The sequence below is a fragment of the Pontibacter burrus genome, assembly GCF_010686685.1.
Lineage (GTDB): Bacteria > Bacteroidota > Bacteroidia > Cytophagales > Hymenobacteraceae > Pontibacter > Pontibacter burrus.
Genome location: NZ_JAAGWD010000010.1, coordinates 48,302 through 70,758, shown reverse-complemented (window position 1 = coordinate 70,758; position 22,457 = coordinate 48,302). Strand labels below are relative to the sequence as shown.

Below are 22,457 nucleotides of genomic sequence, written 5' to 3'. Positions count from 1 at the left end.
GAGAAGGAGCTCAGAAAATCCTTTAAATTTCTTGTAGCAGATGAGCTGTTGCAACTAAAACAATGGTGTTACGACCAGTTCTCCAGCAGATACCTGCTTATTATTAACCGCGTTTTTGCGAGGCTTCAGCCATAGGATCGGGCCAGTGCTCCTGGCCTTTTTCTACAAAGTTAATGTTGCGCAACAGCCCATTATAGCCCGTGCGCTTTACCGCCGATTTCTTGAAGAGCTGTGCAAATACTTCATGCGTCAGCTCCTGCCAGTCGGTCGTTTTCATGTGCTTTAAATCGGGATGCGGGGCAAAGTCTGGCTCGTTGTGCGGTTTGCTGAAACGGTTCCAGGGGCACACATCCTGGCAAATGTCGCAGCCAAATACCCAGTTGCCGAATTTGCCGTTCATTTCCTGCGGCAGCTGATCTTTCAATTCAATGGTGAAGTAGGATATACATTTGCTGCCATCTACCACGTAAGGCGCAACTATAGCATCTGTAGGACAGGCGTCCAGGCACTTGGTGCAGCTTCCGCAGTAATCCTTTATCGGGCCATCATACTCCAGTTCCAGGTCTATGATCAGTTCGGCTATAAAGTAAAAGCTGCCTACCTGGGGCGTTATCAGGTTTGAGTTTTTGCCTACCCAGCCCAGGCCGCATTTTTTGGCCCAGGCCTTGTCCAGCACCGGCGCAGAATCTACAAAGCAACGGCCGCCCACCTCGCCAATCGTTTCGTTTATGTAGGTCAGGAGCGTTTTCAGCTTGTCCTTTATCACGAAATGGTAATCGGTACCGTAGGCGTATTTTGATATTTTAAGTGTGTCCTCGTCGGGTTGCTGTGTTTCTTTGGCAGGGTAATAATTGAGCAGCAACGACACCACAGACTTCGCCCCATCAACTAAAAGCCGAGGGTCCAGGCGCTTGTCGAAATGGTTCTCCATGTAGTGCATCTGCCCGTGCATGTTCTGCTTTAGCCAGTTCTCCAGGCGAGGTGCTTCCTCCTCCAGGAAATCAGCCTTCGAGATACCGCAATACATGAAGCCCAGTTCCTGTGCCTTCTGCTTGATCAGATATGTTTGTTGCGCTTTGTTCAAGTTATAGTTTAGCCTGCCTATAGTTTGGCAGCTATAGTTTGATCAACAAAATTAAACTAAAATAAATCCGGCCAGTGCTTAAAAGGGATTAATCTGATTTAACAGGATTCTTCAGATACCCCAATCCCATTCCAGAACTTGTAAATTATTTAGTTAAAGTATGCTAAAGCTGACTCTGGATTCACCTTATCTTCTTAACTTTCAGACATAAAACCTAAATCTATAACTATGAAAAAACTATTTACACTGCTTGCCTTCCTGTGCTTTGGGATGGGAGCTTTTGCGCAGGGTACCACGGAAAAGAATGGTAAAGTCTTCCATCTGCACCCCGGCGAAAAAGAATGGAATTACGCTCAAGCCTACCGTAGCGGCAACATGCTTTATATATCGGGCACCGTAGGCAACGGCGACATGGACAAAGCCATGGAACGCGTTTACAAAACGCTGGAGCTGACGCTAAAGAAATACAACCTTGATTTTACACATGTAGTGAAAGAGAACCTATACACCAAAGACATTGAAGCCATAAAGAAACACCGCGACATCCGGAAGAAATACTATGGCACCCACAACCCTGCTGCCACCTGGGTAGAAGTTGCCAGGTTGCTGGACAGTGAATCGGTACTGGAGGTAGAACTGATCGCGGAGATAAAGAAAACAGAATAGCCGCCTCGCAAAATTATAGAGCCTTACAGAAGCATGTGAACTATAGGCTATAGTTCAGGCAAACAAAAAGAGCAGACCAAATGGCCTGCTCTTTTTGTTTTATTGTTTAAGCTATAGTTGCTTACTCTGCCTGATCGAAAAGCGTATTTGTCTGCACCTGTTGTGGCGGAACTTTGCCTAAGTGCCTGTAGGCTGCTTCAGTAGCTTCACGGCCGCGGGCGGTACGCTTAATATACCCTTCCTGAATCAGGAAGGGCTCGTATACTTCCTCAATCGTTTCTGCTTCTTCGCCACAGGCAGTAGCTATAGTTGATATACCAACCGGACCACCTTTGTATTTGTCGATGATGCAGGAAAGAATGCGTTTATCCATGTCATCCAGACCGTTGTGGTCTACATCCAGGGCATGCAGCGCAAACTTGGCAATTTCCACATCTATAGTTCCGTCGCCTTTTACCTGGGCAAAGTCGCGGGTACGGCGCAGCAGGTTGTTGGCAATACGCGGTGTACCACGGCTGCGGCGGGCAATCTCGAAAGCAGCATCTTCGTGGATAGGCGCACCCAGTAATGCTGATGAGCGTTTTACAATCGAGGTAAGCAACTCGGCATCGTAATATTCCAGACGGCTGTTGATACTGAAACGGGCACGAAGCGGCGCTGTAAGCAAACCGGAACGTGTGGTAGCACCAATAAGGGTAAAGGGATTCAAACTAATTTGCACAGAGCGCGCATTCGGACCAGAATCGAGCATGATGTCGATCTTATAGTCTTCCATGGCCGAATACAGGTACTCTTCCACAATCGGGTTGAGGCGGTGTATCTCGTCGATGAACAGCACATCGTTCGGGTCGAGGTTGGTCAGCAGTCCGGCCAGATCGCTTGGCTTGTCCAGCACCGGGCCCGAAGTCATTTTTATACCTGCATCCAGCTCCGAAGCAATAATATGCGAAAGCGTGGTTTTACCCAGTCCCGGAGGTCCGTGAAGCAATACGTGGTCCAGCGCCTCGCCACGACGGCGGGCAGCCTGCACAAATATCTTCAGGTTCTCCACTACTTTAGCCTGACCAGTAAAATCGGCAAAACTAAGCGGACGGAGGGCCTTATCTATGTCGCGTTCAGCTGGCGTCATGTGCTCTTTTTCGCCAGTGAGATAATCTTCTCTCATTCTTCTATCTTCTACTTTAAAACAAGCTTTTGCAGTACTTAAAGGTAACACCCCGGGAACTGCTTTAGCTCCATTTATGCCTACTAATTTACGTATTTTTGCTAAATATTTTATAGTTTATCACCACAAATCTAATACAATTAGCAAATTATCAGTTTCTTACATAAACTAAGCTAGCAAGCGTACCTTTCAGTGCTCTAAAATAAGAAATACATGCGCCCAAGTCAGCAGAAAATTACCAGCCATGCCTTCTTCAGCCCCGGTGAGGATTGTCTGAACGCTATTATCCTAGCCATCGACGATGCGGAAAAGACCATGAAAATATGTGTATTCACGATCAGCGACGACCGCATTTCGGAAGCTATAGTTCGGGCACACCAGCGTGGCGTAAGCATAAAGATCATAACGGATAATAAAAAGCTGCACGATGTCGGCTCGGATATAAGAGAACTGGCAGCTAAGGGTCTGGATGTACGGATTGACAAGACGCGCAGCCACATGCACCACAAGTTTGCCATTTTCGATGAAACAAGTGTGCTAACCGGCAGCTACAACTGGACCAGAAGCGCCGCCATGTTCAACCACGAAAATATCCTGATCACCGATAACCTGAGCATTGTACAGGACTATAGCCGTGAGTTCGACAGGCTTTGGGAAAGTATGATGAAATACAGCCCGGGAGGAAAACTCAGAGATGAGTACCGGCAATATGGTGAGTCAGATGAGTAATTTACAGGATTGTCTGGACCGGAGTTAATGGGGATTTGACGGATTAATGGGAAGGATGGTATCAGCCGAAGTCAGGAAAATGAAGCTATAGTTAAATCCAGTTCCTAGAGCAGAACAATTCCCCTCCGAGGAGGGGAATTGTTCCCGACCATGAAAAGGCCAGATGCCCAAACTATAGTTGTATAGCCTAGACGCAAAGTATTGCTACGAATCCAGCTAATCAATCTAATCTCCATTAAGCTCCGGTTCAGGCAAACAAAAAGGCAGCTACTTCCGCAGCTGCCTTCCTATAGTTTAGCCCTATCCCCTGTTTTAGGGAGTCTTGGGTGGGATCTTATTTAAACGCTTGTATACCCGTAATGTCAGCACCTGTTATCAGTAGGTGAATGTCGTGGGTACCTTCGTAAGTGATCACAGATTCCAGGTTCATCATGTGGCGCATGATCGGGTATTCGCCGGTAATACCCATGCCACCATGTATCTGGCGTGCTTCGCGGGCAATGTGCAGGGCCATATCCACACTGTTGCGTTTTGCCATGGATATCTGCTGGGTTGTAGCTTTTCCTTCGTTCATCAGGGTTCCTAAACGCCATACCATGAGCTGTGCTTTGGTTATCTCGGTCAGCATTTCGGCCAGTTTTTTCTGCGTTAACTGGAAACCTCCGATCGGTTTATCGAACTGGATACGCTCTTTGCTATACTTCAGGGCCGACTCATAACAATCGATAGCAGCACCAAGTGCACCCCACGAAATACCGTAACGGGCAGAATCAAGGCAGCCCAGCGGGCCGCGCAGACCATCCACATTTGGCAGCAGGTTCTCTTTCGGTACTTTCACGTTGTCAAACACCAGTTCGCCGGTACAGCTGGCGCGCAGGCTCCATTTGTTGTGGATTTCCGGTGTGGTAAAGCCTTCCATGCCGCGCTCCACTATAAGTCCTTTTATGCGGCCTTCTTCGTTCTTGGCCCAAACTACGGCTATCTGGCATTCCGGAGAGTTGGAGATCCACATTTTAGAACCGTTGAGTAGGTAATGGTCGCCCATGTCTTTGATATTGGTAACCATACCCCCCGGGTTAGAGCCGAAGTCAGGTTCGGTTAAGCCGAAGCAACCCAGCCACTCGCCGCTTGCCAGCTTTGGCAGGTACTTTTTGCGCTGCTCTTCAGAACCATACTTATAGATCGGGTACATTACCAGCGAGCCCTGCACCGACGCCGTAGAGCGCATACCAGAATCGCCGCGCTCGATCTCCTGCATAATAATGCCATAGCTGATATAGTCCAGACCACCGCCGCCATACTCGGTTGGTATCGTTGGGCCGAAAGCACCTACATCACCAAACTTCTTCACAATCTCGGAAGGAAAATGTGCATCCTGCGCCCATTTTTCAATATAAGGCGAAATCTCGCGTTTCACGAAATCGCGCATGGTCTGGCGGATGAGCAGGTGCTCTTCGGTAAGCAGGTCGTCGATGTTATAGTAGTCAGGCGCACCTGATGATTCGTAAGCCATAGTTTTGTTTTAAGGGTTTGTAAGAAAGGGTAATACGCAAAGATAAAATTTTAAACGAATTGTCTGAATCAGGTTTTACAGGATTATAGGATGAACAGGATGAATAGTTGCCTGAAACGGGGTTAACAGAGATTAAAAGGATTTATCGGAATGTAATGTAGAGGCGCAATACCTTGCGTCTCCGTTATGAAACTATAGGTTTGAATCAGGATTAGCTTTGTTTTGCAACTATAGTTCAAGTCTGGAAACTCGCCTGAACTATAGTTCATTAGTCCTTCAGAATCCTGTTCATTCTATAATCCTGTAAATCCTGATCCAGACAAATAAAAAAGCCCCGCCATTACTGGCAGGGCTTCTTCGTGCAAACTATAAACTATAGTTTAAAACTTCATCCCGACAGAGAACAGGAAGTTTCTTGTTGCCTGTGGATAGTAGTATTTATAGTCGTAGCGGGTTGGGTCGCCGGTGTATTGCTCGGTCCAGGTATAGCCGTTGGCCACATACTCTTTATTAAGCAGGTTATTTACCAGCAGGGCAAACTCCAGCTCCTTCATGAAGGATGGTTTTATGGTATAGCGCAGGCGCAGGTCCAGCACCTGGTAAGCGTCTATTTTACGGTCGTTGCTGCTGGTGTTGTCCAGATACTGCTTGCCAACCGTTCTGTAAAGCAGGGTTGTTTTAAAGCCTCTTAACGGCTGCACTTCCAACTTATGAGACGTAACAACTGAAGGCGAGAACGCTATATCCGTAGACTTGTGGTGTACCTCTGTTATTGCTTCCACGTTATAGTCGGCATCGTAGGTGTACAGGTACTCGGTAAAGTTGCGGATCCTGTTTTTACTCAGCGCCACAGTGCTGCTCACTTCCACTTTATCGTTCAGATTAAGAGCTCCTGCCAACTCTATACCAGTACGGTAACTGTCTTTAATGTTGGTCCTGAGTGCTGCTCCTACATCGTTCAGCTGACCGGTTGGCACCAGTTGGTTGTCATAATCCATGTAGTAGTAAGTGGCATCTAAGCTATAGTTTGCGTTTTGACCTAACAGCTTGGTTATGCCCTGGGCTTTGTAGCCGACTTCCAGGTTATAAAGTGTTTCGTGCTTCGGTTTTGCCACCTCGGCTACCGTGTTTACAGGTGTATCAGTAAAGTCGGAGCGTGTTGGTTCGCGGTTACCTACTGCATAAGACGCATACACCGTCTGCTTATCAGATATTCGGTAAGTAATACCAGCTTTCGGGTTCAGGAAATGATAGTCTGCCTGCTGGGTTACATCACGGTTATCATCATCTACGCCATCAAGCTCATAGTTTATAGTTCGGTACTGAAGATCGCCAAACAGACCGAGCTTTTCTGTAACCTGGTAATTTGCTTTACCAAAAATATTGAAGTCGGTTTTGAGCGCTTTGTTATAGTAATAGCGATGGCGGATCTCGCCTGTAGAGGCATACCTGGCCCAGATCACTTCGCCAAAGTGGTCCCCGTCGTACTTGTTCCAGGCGCCGCCAAGCGTAGTGTTCAGCTTACTGTCTTCGGAGCTATAGTTCAGGGCATAGGTTACACCATAAAAATAGTTATCAAGCCACTTCTGCTGAATCAGGTCAGAGCGTGTTATCGTTTCGTCGCCTATAATTACCGGTGCCAAGCCATAGTTGCTGAGCTTACGGTTCTCTTTGTATTGCTCGTAATAGCCACGCCCACGGGTCAGGTGCAGTGCCCCGCCCAGGTTCAGGCGCGGCAGCAGGTCTTGTGCAAAGTGCAGTTGGTAGTGGTCTTGCTGGTAATTATCTGTTTCGTTGTCGTAAAAACGCTCATTCCCGTTCTCGTCAGTATAACTTCCGATGCCATTGTACGTGCGGTTTGTTTCGAGCAGTTCTTCGGGCACGCCATCCCAGGCCTGGTAGGTTTTCTCCTTGCCTGAGAAGGTCACAAATTTCAGCATGGTTTTATCGCCGTAGTAGCCACCTGAAAAGTATAGTGATTTCAGATCAGAGAATGCACGATCTATGTAGCCATCTGACTTAATTTGAGATAAACGTCCATCGAATGCAAACTTGCCGTTTATAAGCCCGGTTCCGAAGCGCAGGTTGTTCTTCCAGGTATCAAAAGAGCCGTAGCTGTGGCTGGTTTCGGCGTAAGGCTCTGGCCGTACGTGCTGTGTTTGTATGTTTATACTGGCACCAAAGGCACCGGCTCCGTTAGTAGAGGTACCCACGCCACGCTGTATCTGAATGTCTTCTACCGACGAGGCAAAGTCAGGCATGTTCACGAAAAAGGTACCGTGGCTCTCCGAATCGTTTACCGGAATGCCGTTTATAGTTACGTTGATGCGGGTAATGTCAGAACCCCGGATGCGAATGCCTGTATAGCCCACGCCAGCGCCGGCATCGGAGTTTACCACAACAGCAGGTGTATTTTCCAGCAGGTAAGGCAGGTCCTGTCCAAAGTTACGCTCTTCTATTTCGGCTTTGCTTACGTTGGTGTAGGTGGTTCCGGTCTTTTCGTCGGCACGGATGGCCTGTACAATTATTTCGTTGGCCTGCATGGCCTGCGCACGAAGGCTGAGTTGCAGATGCTCGTTCTGTTGCAGGTTTACTGTTGCTGTTTTCTGCTCAAAACCTAAGAAACTTACTTTAAGCGTATAGTTGCCTGCAGCCAGGTTCGGGAATTCAAAAACGCCATCGGCGCTGGTAGTTGTACCTGTGTTGGTATGCTGAAGGAGAATGGTTGCGCCAGGCAGGGCTTTGCCTGTAGCAGCATCGGTAACACGCCCGCTCAGCTTAAACTGCGCAAGCAGTTGCAATGGCAATAAGCACACTGCCAGTGCAAACAAGAAATTTTTCATTAGTTGTTAAAAAGATAAAGTTACACATACAGATCTGCCAGGGGTTAGCATCCTGCTTTTTTTGTGTTTCCCTTTTGTTTCCCTACGACGGCATTACCCGTACAGGTTCAATGGGTATGATCTCAGCCCGTTATTATAAGGCACCCCTACTACCGGCAAATGTAGGCCTTTATTCCGGATATAAAAAGCCGTTCCGGGGTTAAATAAAGGCAACTATATATCTATAATATAATATTTTAAGGAATTCAGATAATTTTTTTAGTATATAGTCAAACCCTGCAACACAAAGTACGTTTTAAAAGGAACAGGCACATTTTCCTGCAGTTGCTCCTAAGTATAGCCAGATCAAGAAGATATGCCGGCTGAACTGACAACAATTTAAGTAGAGAACGTGATGATGATCAGCTTACTATATACATTAGCATTGCTCACTATACTGGCATATTATGCCTTTTCGCCACGCACCAAGTTCAATCACCCGCCATCAACCGATAACGACGATGACGGAGGCGAGCCGCTTGGCGATGGTCTGCCAGATTTGGACCTGCCACCCGGAATCTCGCTTCCTATAAACGACTTTGAACCGGATTATGATTTCAGAAGGATCAGAATGCCAAAGCTGCCTGAGCCTTCTTTGCAATAACGACATGCTTTAAAACTATAAAAGCCCCTGCCAGCACAAACTGGCAGGGGCTTTAACTTTATAGCTACCGGCAAACTATAGAATCGAAATTGTAAACGTACGCTCAAAAGCCTGTTTCGGACCAAGTTCCTGTATGCCTTCTTTCTCCTGTAGTTCTCCTGTTTCTCCTACTCTTCCAGCAATACCGCACCATGGCTCTACACATACATACTTGCTTGGCCCAGGCTTAGCCCAAATACCCAGATATGGAAAGCCCTTGAACTCTATCTCCAGGGCTCTCGGGTTGGTTTTGCTGCTCAATGTTACTTTTTCAGAGTTAAGATCTTTGAAAACAAGTGCGTCTTTATCAAAGTAATTATGGTTTAGGTGCAGCACGCGTTCCTGCTCCAGCACACGTTCTGTATCGCCGGTCTGCAGGCCATTCTCGTTCAGCAGGTAACGGCTCAGGGTTTCCTCCTGCTCAAACTCCAGGTAATAGTCGGTATAGTTCTCGTTCGGGTAAAATGGCACGTTAAAGCCGGGGTGCCCGCCCACCGAAAAGTACATGGCATGTGTATCGTCGTTGCGCACCAGGTAGGTTACCGATAGTTTGTTCCACTCCAGTTTATAAGCAATCAGCAGGGTAAATTTAAACGGATACTGCTGCAGCGTTTCTTCGTCATGCGTGAGCTCAAATACCAGTTTATCGTGGTGCTTTTCTATCAGTTTGAATTCTTTTTTGCGGGCAAAGCCGTGGCGCTGCATCTGATAAGTCTTGCCGTTATAGGTGTACTCAAAATCAGGCACTTCGCCTATTATCGGAAACAGGTTAGGCGCGTGGCTGGGCCATACACTGGGGTCGGCTAACCAAATAAACTCCAGTTGTTCATCCAGTTTTATAAAGTGTTGCAGTTCGGCGCCTAAGCTCTCGACACCAACCTTATAGTTCTCGTTCTCTAAGAAATGTAGCATGCGGCAATATTTATAGTTTGGTTTGCAGCAGGGCATCTATGTGTTTTTTGGCATTGTTAAAACGCTCGTGCTGCTGCCCGCTTATTTCAGCAAAAGGCACTCCCATAGTTTGCAGTTCGCGTTTGTACCAGTCGTAAAAAAACTGGCGCAGGTGCGGGTGTTCGCGCTGCGGGTCGGGCTCCCAGGGCAAATCAACGCCCATCAGCAGGTAAAGGTTATAGTTCTGCTGCTCTAATTGCTGAACTATAAATTCCGGGCAACGGCCAAAGGCATGTTCGCTCCAGATTTTGAGTACCAGCAGATCTGTATCCGAAATAAGTATAGTTCCTGCGCCGGCTTCAAGTTCCTGCTCCAGTTGCAGCTGCCCCCGGGCAATGGCCTCAATATCGTCTATAGTATAGTCCCGGCCAAGGTTACCGATGTAAGCACGGGCATACTCGGGCACCCACACCGTGTTGTAGTGCGTTGCCAGCTGCTCTGATAAAGTGGATTTACCTGTAGACTCCGGCCCTGTGATTGCGATTTTAAGCATAGAAGCAAAAGTAAAGTAAAAACGCTACATCTACAGGCATAAAAAACTGCCCTGCAACCAACGGCTACAGGGCAGTTCTAATTAACTATAGTTTAACTTACTTTTTGTGCAGCAGTTTCACTGACTTCTTGATGCCGGCCTTGCCCACAATGTTGGCAAAGTACAGACCATCAGCCAGGTGGCTGCCTTCTACCTCAACAGTCACTAACTGGCCAGCCCTTGCTGTACCAGCCTGCAGTTCACGTACCAGCTGGCCTTTAGAATCGTAGAGTTGTACTACATAATCCTGGGCATCAGCCATTCTGAACTCAATTGTGGTTCTGTCGGTAAATGGCATTGGATAAGCTGAAGCTTCTATACCAGCCATCTTTTCTGCTTTCAGTGCGCTCACGCTGCCAGCTTGCAGCGCAGTAGAAGCGTTATTGCCATCTACACAGAAGTGGATGTCGTCAATAGCGCCTGAGCCAACAAAGTCTTCGCCTGTGCCATCCAGGTACACTTTCATCAGCATCACACCGCTGGTACCACCCAGATCAACCTGCTGCTGGCTGTTGTTACCCAGTGGCTGCAGTTGCACGCTGTAGAGCTCATTGCCATTGCCGTCGTATAGTTTCACCCATGACCAGTCTTCGTACTCGTCAATGTCGAGTGCCATCAGTGAGTACATCGTTACAGGTCCAAAAGCTGAGAAATCCAGCTCCATCACGCCGCCCCATTGGTTATCGTTCGGCTCGCCGGTTCTGTCCTGGTTAATGATCAGCGCATTGCCCCAATCCAGCGTATGCAAGTCGGTATCATCTCCGGTTGGCATACCAGTATCGAAGATAGCAGCATGATTACCAAGAGCAATTGAGCCATCTGCAGTACGGCGGCGACCCAGCAAGCCAATATCACCAGCATTGGTTGTAGTAGACTCAATCAAGCCACTTTCTTCCTGATTAAAGTCCGCTACGAAGCAGGTTTCTGGCTCTGGCTCTTCAACACAGAACATGATATCATCAATAGCACCTGAGCCCACGAAGTCTTCGCCGGTTCCATCCAGGTACACCTTCATCATCATCACCCCTTTTGTGCCACCCAAGTCAACCATTTGTCGGCTGTTGTTGCCAAGCGGCTGCAGCTGCACACGGTATAGTTCATTACCATCACCATCATACAGCACTACCCATGACCAGTCTTCGTACTCATCAATGTCAAGTGCCTTGAGCGAGTACATTGTTACTGGGCCGAAAGCCGAGAAGTCGAGCTCTAGTACACCGCCCCACTGGTTATCATTCGGCACGTTGGTTCTGTCCTGGTTGATGATGAGCACATTGCCCCAGTCATCAGTGTACAGGTCGTCATCATCACCGGTCGGCATGCCGCTGTCGAAAATCGCGGCATGGTTGCCCAGCGCGACAGGACCTGTAGAAGTACGGGCACGACCCAGAATCGTAATATCGCCAGCATTTGTAGTGGTAGACTCGATCAGACCGGTACTCTCCTGGTTAAAGTCAGCTATGAAGCAATTACTTGGCTCTGGCTCTTCAACACAGAACATGATATCATCGATGGCACCTGATCCAACAAAATCTTCACCAGTTCCGTCCAAGTACACACGCATCATCATTACTCCTTCTGTGCCGCCCAGATCAACCATCTGGCGACTGTTGTTACCTAAAGGCTGCAGCTGCACGCTGTATAGTTCGTTGCCATTGCCGTCGTATAGTTTCACCCATGACCAGTCTTCGTACTCGTCAATGTCAAGTGCTTTAAGCGAGTACATAGTCACTGGACCGACAGAAGCGAAATTTAATTCCAGCACGCCACCCCACTGGTTATCATTCGGCACGTTGGTTCTGTCCTGGTTGATGATGAGCACATTGCCCCAGTCATCAGTGTACAGGTCATCGTCATCACCGGTCGGCATGCCGGTATCGAAAATAGCGGCATGGTTGCCCAGCGCAATCGGCCCGGTAGAAGTACGACGCTGTCCTACTATATCTACTACCCCCGCATTTGTTGTAGTAGCTGTAATCAGACCAGTACTCTCCTGGTTAAAATCGATTATGTGGCAATTGTCTGCAGTTGTTGTTTTGCCTTTTGCCTGTAAGGCCAGTGGTAAGGCCAGCACAGCCACTACAACTGCAATCTTCTGTAAGTATGTAAGTAAATTATCCTTCAAACATGTGTAGTTGTTATAGTTTTCCATAGGATGTTAGCTTTCATAGTTGTATAATTTCTTCATATAGTTCCTCAAAATAAACAAGTGGTATATACCAGGATAGCATAATATTACTGAACCTTAAACTGGTATTAAGGAGGTTTAAAGTGCAGCGGAATAAGATATCCCCCACCTTTTTGCCGGGTGTTTCCTTTTTCCATAATTAAAAAATTAAATAAGTAAGAGATGGTGCTGCTCAGATGCGCAAACCAGATCAGGGACCTTGTTGTAAAGGATAAAACTGAGAGAGAGGAAATGTGATAAGCGGACCCCGAATGTAGAACTTTACCATATTACTATAGGTTTACAAGTAAGTAATAACACGTACCAATTTGCGCCAAAGCCTATCAGGGTTATTAAGCTTAAAGAAGGCAGTTCTAAAAAGAATTTAATTAGAACTTTTATGTTTGAGACACGCTATAGTATACGTTTATTATTTTCCTTACCAACCTCACTTTCTGCTTCTTACGCCTCAAGTCAAAGCACACATATACATTGCTTTAGTTAAGGCAATGAAAAATTTAGTACAATTAAATTAAGCCCCAACTATATTCGTTTACAGCCTGTTTAAGTGTTAACTGAATACCGGTCATAACTTACTCTTCCGGGTTTTCCTTTCTGATAAAAGCGGTCTTTTTTTCTGATCATCTATAAAAAAACTGCCCTGTAGCCGTTGGCTACAGGGCAGTTCTAATTAGTTATAGTTTAACTTACCTTCTATGGAGCAGCTTCACCGATTTTTTGATACCGGCCTTGCCCACAATATTGGCAAAGTACAGACCATCAGCCAGGTGGCTGCCTTCTACTTCAACAGTTACCAGTTCACCGGCACCCGCCTTACCAGCTTGCAGTTCACGTACTAACTGGCCCTTGGAATCGTAGAGCTGTACAACATAATCCTGCGCCTCGGCCATTCTAAACTCTATTGTGGTTCTGTCGGTAAACGGCATCGGATATGCTGAGGCTTCTATACCGACTGTCTCTGCTTTCAGCGCACTTGCTCTGCTTGCCTGCAGGGCAGTCGAAGCATTGTTGCCATCTATGCAGAATCTGATGTCGTCAATAGCACCGGAGCCTACAAAGTCAACACCGGTTCCGTCCAGGTACACTTTCATCAGCATTACACCGCTGGTAGCACCCAAATCAACCTGCTGCTGACTGTTATTGCCCAGTGGCTGCAGCTGCACACGGTATAGTTCATTACCATTACCATCGTATAGTACTACCCATGACCAATCTTCGTACTCGTCGATATCGAGTGCTTTGAGCGAGTACATGGTCACCGGACCAAAGGCAGAGAAATCCAGTTCCAGAATGCCACCCCACTGGTTATCATTCGGTTCACTGGTTCTGTCCTGGTTAATGATCAGCACATTGCCCCAGTCGGCAGTGTATAAATCGTCGTCGTCACCAGTCGGCATTTGCGAGTTAAAGATAGCTGCATGGTTACCAAGCGCAATTGGACCAGTAGAAGTGCGGGCACGTCCCAGAATACCAATCACACCTGCATTGGTAGTGGTAGATTCAATCAGGCCGGTTTCCTCCTGATCGAAATCTGCTACAAAGCAGTTCTCCGGCTCTGGTTGAGGAGTTTGGCATGGTTCCTCTACCTGGCGTTCGATACAGAAACGGATATCATCTATCGCACCCGAGCCTACATAATCCACACCAGTGCCATCCAGGTACACACGCATCATCATTACGCCACGAGTATTGCCCAAATCAACAGTCTGTCGGCTGTTGTCGCCTAGAGGTTGCAGTTGCACACGGTACAGTTCGTTGCCATCGCCATCGTACAGCACCACCCACGACCAGTCTTCATACTCATCAATATCCAGCGCACGAAGCGAAGTCATGGTAACAGGACCGAAGGCAGAGAAGTCCAGCTCCAGCACGCCACCCCATTGGTTATCGTTCGGTTCACCGGTTCTGTCCTGGTTAACGATGAGTACATTACCCCAATCCATGGTATGGAGGTCAGCATCGTCGCCAGTCGGCATGCCTGTGTCGAAAATGGCTGCGTGGTTACCCAGCGCAATCGGGCCTTCCGGTGTACGGCGCTGCCCTACGATCACAACTTCACCCGCATTGGTAGTGGTAGAGGTAATCAGGCCAGCTGCGTCCTGTTCAAAGTCGATTACATAGCAGGTAACTTCGGTTCTTGTTCCGCCTGCGGCAGGTACTACTGTTACCGTGGTGCTGGCAGCGCAATCAGAGTTCGGAATTCGGGCTGTTAAGGTGTACTCGCCCGCCATATTAACCACAGGGTTTTGCTCGCTTGATGTAAAGCCGCCCGGTCCGATCCAGCTATATACCACACCAGCTGTAGTTGAACTACCCGTTAGTCGTAACGTACCGGTTACACAATCCAACGCACCGCCTTGGGCTGATACATTTACCTGCGTATTTTCTCTGGTAACTACAACTATATCGGTATCATTACAGCCACTATAGATGTCAACTACATAAAGAATATAAGTACCAGGTGCATCTACTACAGGATTCAGCGTGGATTGACCTGACACGATACGTCCACCATCGCTTGCAGTCCAATGATAGCCTAAAGCACCTGCCGTAATACTAGACCCTTGTAATGTAACTTGATTTACAGTACAGGTTAACACCATATCAGGTCCCGCATTAGCGTTGAGATCTTTTCTTACATCATATATCTCTACCTGCTTGCTGGCGCTGCACCCTGTTGCAGGGTTAGTAACTGTTAATGTGTATATTCCGCCTACAGAAACAGTTATATTCTGAGTAGTTGCAGTAAACCCATTCGGGCCAACCCAACTATAAACAGCCCCTGGTGTTGGCGAACCGCCCTGAATCTCAATATCATTGTTGGAGCATTTCAGTACAGGGTTTGTATCAGTGCGGATGTTTACAACAGGCGAATCGGTATTACCAGTAACTACTACAACGTCAGAGTCATTACAACCACTGTAGATGTCATGTACCCTGAATGTGTAGGTACCTGGTTCGGTTACAGTAATGTTTTGTGTTAAAGCAATTAAAGCTCCATTACTATCTCTCCACTCATATCCTAATGCTAATTGTCCATCGTAATCAGTTGTCCCTTGCAAGACTACTTGATTGACTGTACAGGTAAGCACTTTATCAGGTCCGGCATTCGCATTCAAATCTCTTCTTGCATCTACTACACTTTCTGTAGCAGAAGCTGAGCAGCCAGTTGCAGGATTTGTAACCGTTAAGGTGTAGGTACCACCAACCGAAACAGTAACATTCTGCTCAGTTGAAGTGAATCCGTTTGGTCCAGTCCATCTGAATGTTACTCCAGGAGTGTTAGAAACGCCTAACAGAGTTACCTCTCCATTACCACACTTAATGACAGGTATGGAAGAAGAAGCAACTCTTGCGTCCGGCAATTCATTGTTCCTTCCTACCTCCACTGTATCGGTAGCAGAGCAGCCGGTTGCCGGGTTAGTAACAGTTAGAGTATAAGTCCCTGCTGTGCTAACTTGTATAGTTGCAGTTGAAGCAGTAAAGCCACCTGGCCCGCTCCAGGCAAAAGTTACGTCTCCATCTGTAGATGTACCAGTTAATGTAACTGATGTATTTGTACAAGTCAGTGTTTGGTCTTGGCCTGCATTAGCGCTAAAAAGAGGGCTAACCCTAACCGTAGCATTGCCAAAGGCATCATCGCAACCGGTAGCTGTGTTGGTTGCCAGCACGCGGTAAGAACCCACCGGCTGAATACCGAAGCTGATTCCTGAACCAGTACCCGCAACTATAGCACCTTCTACATTGGTCCAGGTACCGCCATTATTTACCTGTAACTGGTAACTAACACCTGTATCGGAGTCTGACAACGTAACGGCGGCCCCTGCCGGTGAAGTGCCTGTGCAGTACGAGCCGCCAGTTAATGTGTAAGCTGCAGGCAAACCATTCACAACTATAGTTGTAGTGGAAGTAGCTGTGCATCCATTAGTAGCCGTGTAGGAATAGGTAAGCAAGTGAGAGCCAACGCCTGCTGTAGCAGGGCTGAACTGATAGCCACCATTTACAGCCACTATGCCGGTGCCTGTCCAGGTGCCAGCAGCAGGTGTACCACCCAGAACTATAGCTGCAGCATCTATACAAAGCGGACCATAGGTACCAGCAGTTACTGTAGGTAGTTCATCGTCTTCCTCTACCACAACCTCGTCCGTATCGGTACAGCCTGCAGCCGTTGTAACAGTAAGCACATAAGTACCTGCCGCGCCAACAGTAGGGTTTTGCAATGCTGATGTGAAGCCGCCAGGACCAGTCCAGGCATAAGATGCAACTGCAATGTTGGCAGAGCCGCTCAACTGCACTGAAGTTACGCTGCAGGTAAGCATACCAGCAACCGAAGCTGTTGCAACCGGATTAGGATTAGCAACGACATTTACGCTGTTGGTTGTGCTGGTACAATTACCAGGGCCAGTAGCTACCACATAGTAACCTGTTCCGGCTGCAATACCTGTCCAAACTATAGCCTCGCCATCTCCAGGCATTGGGCTACCAACTGTTGCATCAGCAGCAGTATATAGCTGATACATTACACCTGTTTCAGAGTCACTTAGCGTAATGGTGCCTAATGCCGTTGAGCCTGCACAGTAGCTACCGCCCTGCAAACTATAAACTGTAGGTAAACCATACACCGTTAACGCCGCACCGTTAGTTGTAACGGGTTCACAGTTACCGCTCGTAAGCACAGCACGGTACGTATAGCCATTCATGGCTAGCGTGGTAGTGGCTATAGTTAAAGTAGCGCTTGTTATACCTGAGTATGGGCCAGTATTGGTAAGCGGAGTCCAGGTGCCATTTCCTGTATTCACCTCCCATTGTATAGTTGGTGCCGGTGTTCCCCCGCTATATGCAACCGTAAAGCTCGCACCTTCCCCAACGCAGGCAGCATCTGCAACTGGCTGGGCGGTAATTGTCGGAGGTACGCAGCACATTACTTCTGTTAAAGTATGGCTAACCTGGGTTCTACAACTGTTGGCATCTGCAACATTTATGGTATAAGTACCTGCAGCCAGGCCCGTAAACACACCAGTACTGTTGGTTATGTTGCCAGGAAGTAAAGTATAACTATAAGGACCTTCGCCACCCTGGGCACTGGCAGTAATGCTACCATTTGCTTCCCCTACACACGGAGCTGTGCTACTTGCAATGCCTACAGATAGTGGCGGTGTTATTTCTATCTCAGCAAGTTTACCACACTTAGGAGAAATGTTAGCTGGATCTAAAGGACACTGTCTGTCTTCATTTTGTGATGCGTCTGTCCAGGCCAGGAATATATTTGTGAGCTTCAGTGTAGACCCACATACATATTGGATTTCTCCGAAAGGCAGCTCATGCGTGGTATTTCCTGGTATTGGGCCATTACAACCTGTAATTACAGTGTTTGTTACCTGCCCGTTTGGTAATGTAACTTCTAAGTTCGCCCAAAATGCAAAAGAGGTTCTGGTAGACCCTGTTTTGTTATGGATAGCGAGTGTTAATACTGAAGTCGTTGGCTGCCCTTCAATGCAAGTATAGCATTCTGTTGCCCCGGTCAAGGTCGCTTCTACGATCTCAAGGTCATTTGAAGTACAACTTGTATTAGGGTCGGGTGCCACAACCTGTGCTGTTGCATTTGTTGCAAAAGTTAAAACAGCAAGGGCAACTAGCGCCGTTCGCCATAACCATTGTAAGTGTTCTTTTAAAACATGCCGCGTCAGGCACGAATAATTGTCGAAATTTCTCATAAATAACTGGTTTTCATAGTTTATAATAGTTATTGCCAGGTGATCATCCTGCATGAAAAACAGGAGCAGTGAGGGTGGATCAGGCTACCAACTATAGACAACCTGTTACAGGACCATAGCTTATGGAGGTTGCTTTGCCTGGGCAGCATAATAGAAGCCACCCTGCAAAAATGCATGAGGCTTTTGCATATGAGAATTGAATAAAAATGAAAGGATATTGAAATTCAGACTGCTCGTGCGACGCAGCCTATGTAACAAGTAGGATTTTACTTGTTTTACAGAAAGAATAGTATGCTGAATTGAAACCCAGTAGTAGTGCTTTATCATATTGTCTTTCTAACAGTATGCAATACCCGAGTATTTTTACTTCGGGGCCTATCAGGGTTTTAGGAGTAGAGGGTAGAGGGCACTGGATTGCCAGATATGGAACCAAACTCGTCCAGTTGGGTTACCCGGCAACACATTGTTAGTCATACGACAACAATATGCCAATATCTACATTTTTTTGCATTTGAATAGATCTAAATACAATATTATATAGTGTAAGCCTATATAGTTTGAGTTAACTGCCGGTAAATATTAGTACAATATTTATTAGGGCTGATCTATATTTTACAGGTGCTATTTTATAACGCTTTATCAAAATGAGTGCATAAAACGCCTTGTAGCTGAGAGGATTAGTTTACAGGATCAGATTGCCTGAAAACTAAGGTGATTGAGGTAAAATTTGGGCAAAGGAGTAGCCGTTGCCCTTTTTATAGTGGCAAAGAATAGTCATGTATAATTAGAGTTAAAGGATCACCGGCCTGGGAGGCTCATCAGCTCAGGAAAAGGTTAATGTATTAGGTGCTTGCTTTTACAGGTTAATCTACAAACCAATAACAAGCAGGTAGAGGCCCGCTTCAAACAATGGTTACTGCACCATGCCGAAAGTGTTATGTCGGGTAGTGGCAATACAGACAAGAAAGTATAGGTGCAAAAAGAGTAGCTGTTATAAAGATAACAGCTACTCTTTTTGCACTATATTAAAAAAATAAAGAAAGAAGGTAAAAGATAGTAGGGAACTATATTTGTTACAGGGCAAGCTTAAAGTAAACGTAGTATCACTACCTTAACATTCTGAGAAACTATAACCATAGAAGTTATAAACCTCCAGTTGCTTCGGTTTCTTATCACCATATTGCCTGTAATATACATATTTCGGGCTTTCGTCCGGCGACTCGTATCCCCATTTTAACCTGTTTTCGTATTTTAGTTCCTCCGGCAATTCTAGTTTACGCTGTTTCATGTTGCTGCACTTTTGGTGGTTAAACATTACTTACTAAACCGGTCTTACATTTATATAAAACAGCCAGCTAACTGCATGTACGTATCCGCTATGCAGCCGGATAGCACGAAACAAGTATAAAAATTGACTTAAAGGATTAAAAATACAAACTCAGGCTTTTGCTGCAGTTTGGCCTAGTACCAGCTCCTTCCCGAGCCTTGCCCGACGCTTCCACTCTGCCAGTCCCCAGAAAGCCATTACCAGCAAAACAAAGTAAAACACCGAAGTAAATACCAGCCCTTTAACAAAGTATAAAGGAATTGAAGCCACATTGGTCGCTATCCACCAGTACCAGCTTTCTACTTTTTTACGGGCCATCAGCCACATACCGGTATAGGCGGTAGCACTTGCAAAAGCATCGCCCCATGGTATCACACCCGGATAAAAAGCCCCTTTCAGGTAGATGAGGCAGAAGTAAATAACCACGTAAAGCCCTGCAAAAAATGCCAGCTGCCAGGCCCACATTTTAGGCGTAGAGAAGGTGATATGCAGTATGTGCTCCTGTTGTTTATTGCGCCTTGCCCACAAATACCAGCCATAAATGCTCAGTATACTATAGTATAAGTTCACGCTTGCTTCCCCGATCAGGTGATACTTAAAGCTCAGGTACACATAAATAACTGTACTGATAAGCCCGACAGGATAAACCAGGATATCTTCTTTGCGCGAGTACCAGACACTAACGATACCAGCTATCACGGCAATGTACTCCAGCACTGATGTTTGCCGCATACCGCTTACAAACTGCGCCCATATCTCGGTTAAACTTACCTGGCTCAAGATTACAGCCAGACTAGTCGCTTCCGGTAAAATAGTTGAACTTCCCATCTTTAATTTATAGTGCAACAATAGCTTTTTGCTGCAATTCGCTGCTAAGTTTGCAAATCGAAACTTAATAGCCAACTGAGCGCTAAAACTAGAACATTAAACTATAGCTTATGGAGGAGATAACTGCCCTGGAATTAAAGGAACGCCTGGCACATGGCCACAAACTGCAGTTACTGGATGTGCGGGAGCCTGTCGAGTTCGAAATTTGTAACCTGGGAGGCGAACTGATCCCTGTAGGAGAATTGCCTAAGCAAGTAGCCCGTGTGCGCCGTGATGTGCCGGTTGTTGTCATCTGCCATCATGGTTTCCGGAGCGCGCAGGCTATAAATTTTCTGGCGCAGCGCTATGGGTATGATAACTTGCTTAACCTGAAGGGTGGCATCCATGCCTGGGCCACACAGGTAGATCCCGAAATGCGCATCTACTAAAATAGCGACCAAAATAAGGCCACTTATAGGTTTTCTGCCTGAACTATAGCTTCTGATTGTGTTGTTGCAATAATACTAAACTATAAGCCGCGTTTACAGATTTTTGCTCTTCAGCTATTAGCAAAAAATAATTTCCTGATTGTTTGCAAATAAGTTCTGAGATTTTTTCTGTAATTTTACGCGGCAAATAAGAACCCCTAAATTATTTGCCATGCGCTCTGATCAGAACAAAATCGCCTTCGAAGCATTAACTTACGATGATGTGCTTCTGCTTCCGGCTTACTCCGAGGTACTCCCAAATAACACCGATACATCTTCCTGGCTAACTAGAAACATCCGGATTAACGTGCCGCTTATTTCAGCAGCGATGGATACAGTTACCGAAGCCGACCTGGCGATCTCCATGGCACAGGAAGGCGGTATCGGCATCATCCACAAAAACATGTCGATCAAAAAGCAGGCAGAACAGGTGCGCAAAGTAAAGCGCTCTGAAAGCGGCATGATCCTGGACCCGATCACCCTACAGGAAACTGCCACACTCGGCGATGCCGTACAGATCATGACTGAATATAAGATCGGTGGTATTCCGATCGTGAATACAGAAGGCAAGCTTACAGGTATTATCACTAACCGCGACCTGCGCTTCGAGAAAGACCTTACCCAACCGGTTGTATCGGCTATGACCAGCAGAAATCTGATTACAGCAGAGCCCGGCACCGACATGGCGAAAGCCGAAGACATCCTGCAGCAATACAAGATCGAGAAGCTGCCGGTAGTAGACGAAAATGGCAAACTGGTAGGCCTGATCACTTATAAAGACATCCTGAAAAAGAAAGACAGACCTTTTGCCTGCAAAGACAAATATGGCCGCCTGCGGGTAGGAGCTGCTGTTGGCGTAACACCTGATGTGCTGGATCGTGTGCAGGCGCTGGTAGAAGCCGGAGTTGATGTTATAAGCGTTGATACCGCACATGGCCACTCCAAAGGTGTGCTGGATGCTGTTAAAAAGATAAAGCAGATTTTCCCGGACGTAGACCTGATAGCAGGCAACGTAGCAACTGCCGAGGGTGCAAGAGCTCTTGCCGATGCAGGAGCCGATGCCGTAAAAGTTGGCGTTGGCCCGGGCAGCATCTGTACCACACGTGTAATTGCAGGTATAGGCGTGCCACAGCTAACAGCGGTAATGGAAGCTGCCAGAGGCCTGGAAGGCACAGGTGTTCCGGTAATTGCAGATGGTGGTATTAAGTTCTCCGGCGATATAGTTAAAGCACTTGCGGGTGGTGCAGGCACCGTCATGGTCGGGTCGTTACTGGCAGGAACTGAAGAGGCTCCTGGCGAAGTAGTGATTTATGAAGGCCGCAAGTATAAGACTTACCGTGGCATGGGCTCTGTTGAAGCTATGGAAGAGGGCTCTAAAGACCGTTACTTCCAGGGTGATGAAAAAGACGCCAAGAAACTTGTACCGGAAGGAATAGTTGGCCGTGTGGCGTATAAAGGTTATGTTAGCGAAGTTATTTACCAATTGGTAGGTGGCATCAGGGCTGGCATGGGCTATTGTGGTACACCAACTATAAATGAACTGCAGAAAGCTCGTATGGTTAAGATAACTGGTGCAGGCCTTCGTGAGAGCCATCCGCACGATGTAAAGATCATGCGCGAGGCACCAAACTATAGCCGTTAATCGTATTGACATATTTCTATAGTTGGTTGGCTGAAAAAAATAAAGCCAACCAACTATATATTTTTTACGTTATGCAAGGTGGTTTTTTAAACACATAAAAGCACCTTGCTTACTGAGACGAAATTT

The 22,457-nt window shown here is 46.8% G+C and carries 15 protein-coding genes and 1 riboswitch; of the genes, 5 read left to right on the top strand and 10 right to left on the bottom strand.

Annotated features, from left to right (window positions below):
- Positions 1–103 precede the first annotated feature (103 nt).
- On the bottom strand, positions 104–1,084 hold the full coding sequence (gene queG / locus GXP69_RS17615; RefSeq protein ID WP_163916729.1) for a tRNA epoxyqueuosine(34) reductase QueG: 981 nt from the start codon (positions 1,082–1,084) through the stop codon (positions 104–106).
- A 228-nt stretch (positions 1,085–1,312) separates the two neighbouring features.
- Between queG and GXP69_RS17610 the strand changes: the two genes are divergently transcribed.
- Complete coding sequence (locus tag GXP69_RS17610; protein ID WP_163916727.1) at positions 1,313–1,750, top strand: RidA family protein; 438 nt, start codon at positions 1,313–1,315, stop codon at positions 1,748–1,750.
- Positions 1,751–1,871: 121 nt separating this feature from the next.
- On the opposite strand, the gene ruvB is transcribed toward GXP69_RS17610, so the two are convergent.
- The gene (gene ruvB / locus GXP69_RS17605; protein ID WP_163916725.1) at positions 1,872–2,915 is read right to left on the bottom strand and encodes a Holliday junction branch migration DNA helicase RuvB; all 1,044 of its coding nucleotides are present in this window, start codon (positions 2,913–2,915) and stop codon (positions 1,872–1,874) included.
- A 213-nt stretch (positions 2,916–3,128) separates the two neighbouring features.
- Here ruvB and GXP69_RS17600 point away from each other — a divergent pair, with 213 nt between their 5' ends.
- Positions 3,129–3,644, top strand: a complete 516-nt coding sequence (locus GXP69_RS17600) for a phospholipase D-like domain-containing protein (protein ID WP_163916723.1) — start codon at positions 3,129–3,131, stop codon at positions 3,642–3,644.
- Between the two features lie 334 nt (positions 3,645–3,978).
- Here the strand turns inward: GXP69_RS17600 and GXP69_RS17595 are convergent, their stop codons facing one another.
- Together GXP69_RS17595 and GXP69_RS17590 are read right to left on the bottom strand one after the other, a co-directional pair.
- Positions 3,979–5,157 (bottom strand): acyl-CoA dehydrogenase family protein, encoded by a 1,179-nt coding sequence (locus tag GXP69_RS17595; RefSeq protein WP_163916721.1) that lies wholly within the window; start codon positions 5,155–5,157, stop codon positions 3,979–3,981.
- 380 nt (positions 5,158–5,537) lie between these two features.
- The gene (locus tag GXP69_RS17590) at positions 5,538–8,000 is read right to left on the bottom strand and encodes a TonB-dependent receptor (protein WP_163916719.1); all 2,463 of its coding nucleotides are present in this window, start codon (positions 7,998–8,000) and stop codon (positions 5,538–5,540) included.
- A 61-nt stretch (positions 8,001–8,061) separates the two neighbouring features.
- Positions 8,062–8,158: riboswitch (TPP riboswitch) on the bottom strand.
- 236 nt (positions 8,159–8,394) lie between these two features.
- Between GXP69_RS17590 and GXP69_RS17585 the strand changes: the two genes are divergently transcribed.
- A complete protein-coding gene (locus GXP69_RS17585; protein ID WP_163916717.1) occupies positions 8,395–8,643 on the top strand; it encodes a hypothetical protein in 249 nt (82 codons plus the stop codon).
- Positions 8,644–8,718: 75 nt separating this feature from the next.
- Here GXP69_RS17585 and GXP69_RS17580 read toward each other — a convergent pair whose 3' ends face one another.
- The 6 genes from GXP69_RS17580 to pnuC form a co-directional block, all read right to left on the bottom strand.
- A complete protein-coding gene (locus GXP69_RS17580) occupies positions 8,719–9,594 on the bottom strand; it encodes an aldose 1-epimerase family protein (RefSeq protein ID WP_163916716.1) in 876 nt (291 codons plus the stop codon).
- Positions 9,595–9,604: 10 nt separating this feature from the next.
- Positions 9,605–10,126, bottom strand: a complete 522-nt coding sequence (locus tag GXP69_RS17575) for an AAA family ATPase (RefSeq protein WP_163916715.1) — start codon at positions 10,124–10,126, stop codon at positions 9,605–9,607.
- Between the two features lie 97 nt (positions 10,127–10,223).
- Positions 10,224–12,290 carry a T9SS type A sorting domain-containing protein gene (locus GXP69_RS17570; protein WP_163916714.1) on the bottom strand — a complete coding sequence of 689 codons (2,067 nt, stop codon included), beginning with the start codon at positions 12,288–12,290 and terminating at the stop codon, positions 10,224–10,226.
- Between the two features lie 749 nt (positions 12,291–13,039).
- A complete protein-coding gene (locus GXP69_RS17565; protein ID WP_163916713.1) occupies positions 13,040–18,067 on the bottom strand; it encodes a T9SS type A sorting domain-containing protein in 5,028 nt (1,675 codons plus the stop codon).
- Between the two features lie 1,111 nt (positions 18,068–19,178).
- The gene (locus GXP69_RS17560; protein ID WP_163916712.1) at positions 19,179–19,355 is read right to left on the bottom strand and encodes a hypothetical protein; all 177 of its coding nucleotides are present in this window, start codon (positions 19,353–19,355) and stop codon (positions 19,179–19,181) included.
- 150 nt (positions 19,356–19,505) lie between these two features.
- Positions 19,506–20,222, bottom strand: a complete 717-nt coding sequence (gene pnuC / locus GXP69_RS17555) for a nicotinamide riboside transporter PnuC (protein WP_163916711.1) — start codon at positions 20,220–20,222, stop codon at positions 19,506–19,508.
- A 110-nt stretch (positions 20,223–20,332) separates the two neighbouring features.
- Here pnuC and GXP69_RS17550 point away from each other — a divergent pair, with 110 nt between their 5' ends.
- Positions 20,333–20,650 (top strand): rhodanese-like domain-containing protein, encoded by a 318-nt coding sequence (locus GXP69_RS17550; RefSeq protein ID WP_163916710.1) that lies wholly within the window; start codon positions 20,333–20,335, stop codon positions 20,648–20,650.
- A 211-nt stretch (positions 20,651–20,861) separates the two neighbouring features.
- Positions 20,862–22,331 carry an IMP dehydrogenase gene (guaB, locus tag GXP69_RS17545; RefSeq protein ID WP_163916709.1) on the top strand — a complete coding sequence of 490 codons (1,470 nt, stop codon included), beginning with the start codon at positions 20,862–20,864 and terminating at the stop codon, positions 22,329–22,331.
- The last annotated feature ends 126 nt before the right edge of the window (positions 22,332–22,457 follow it).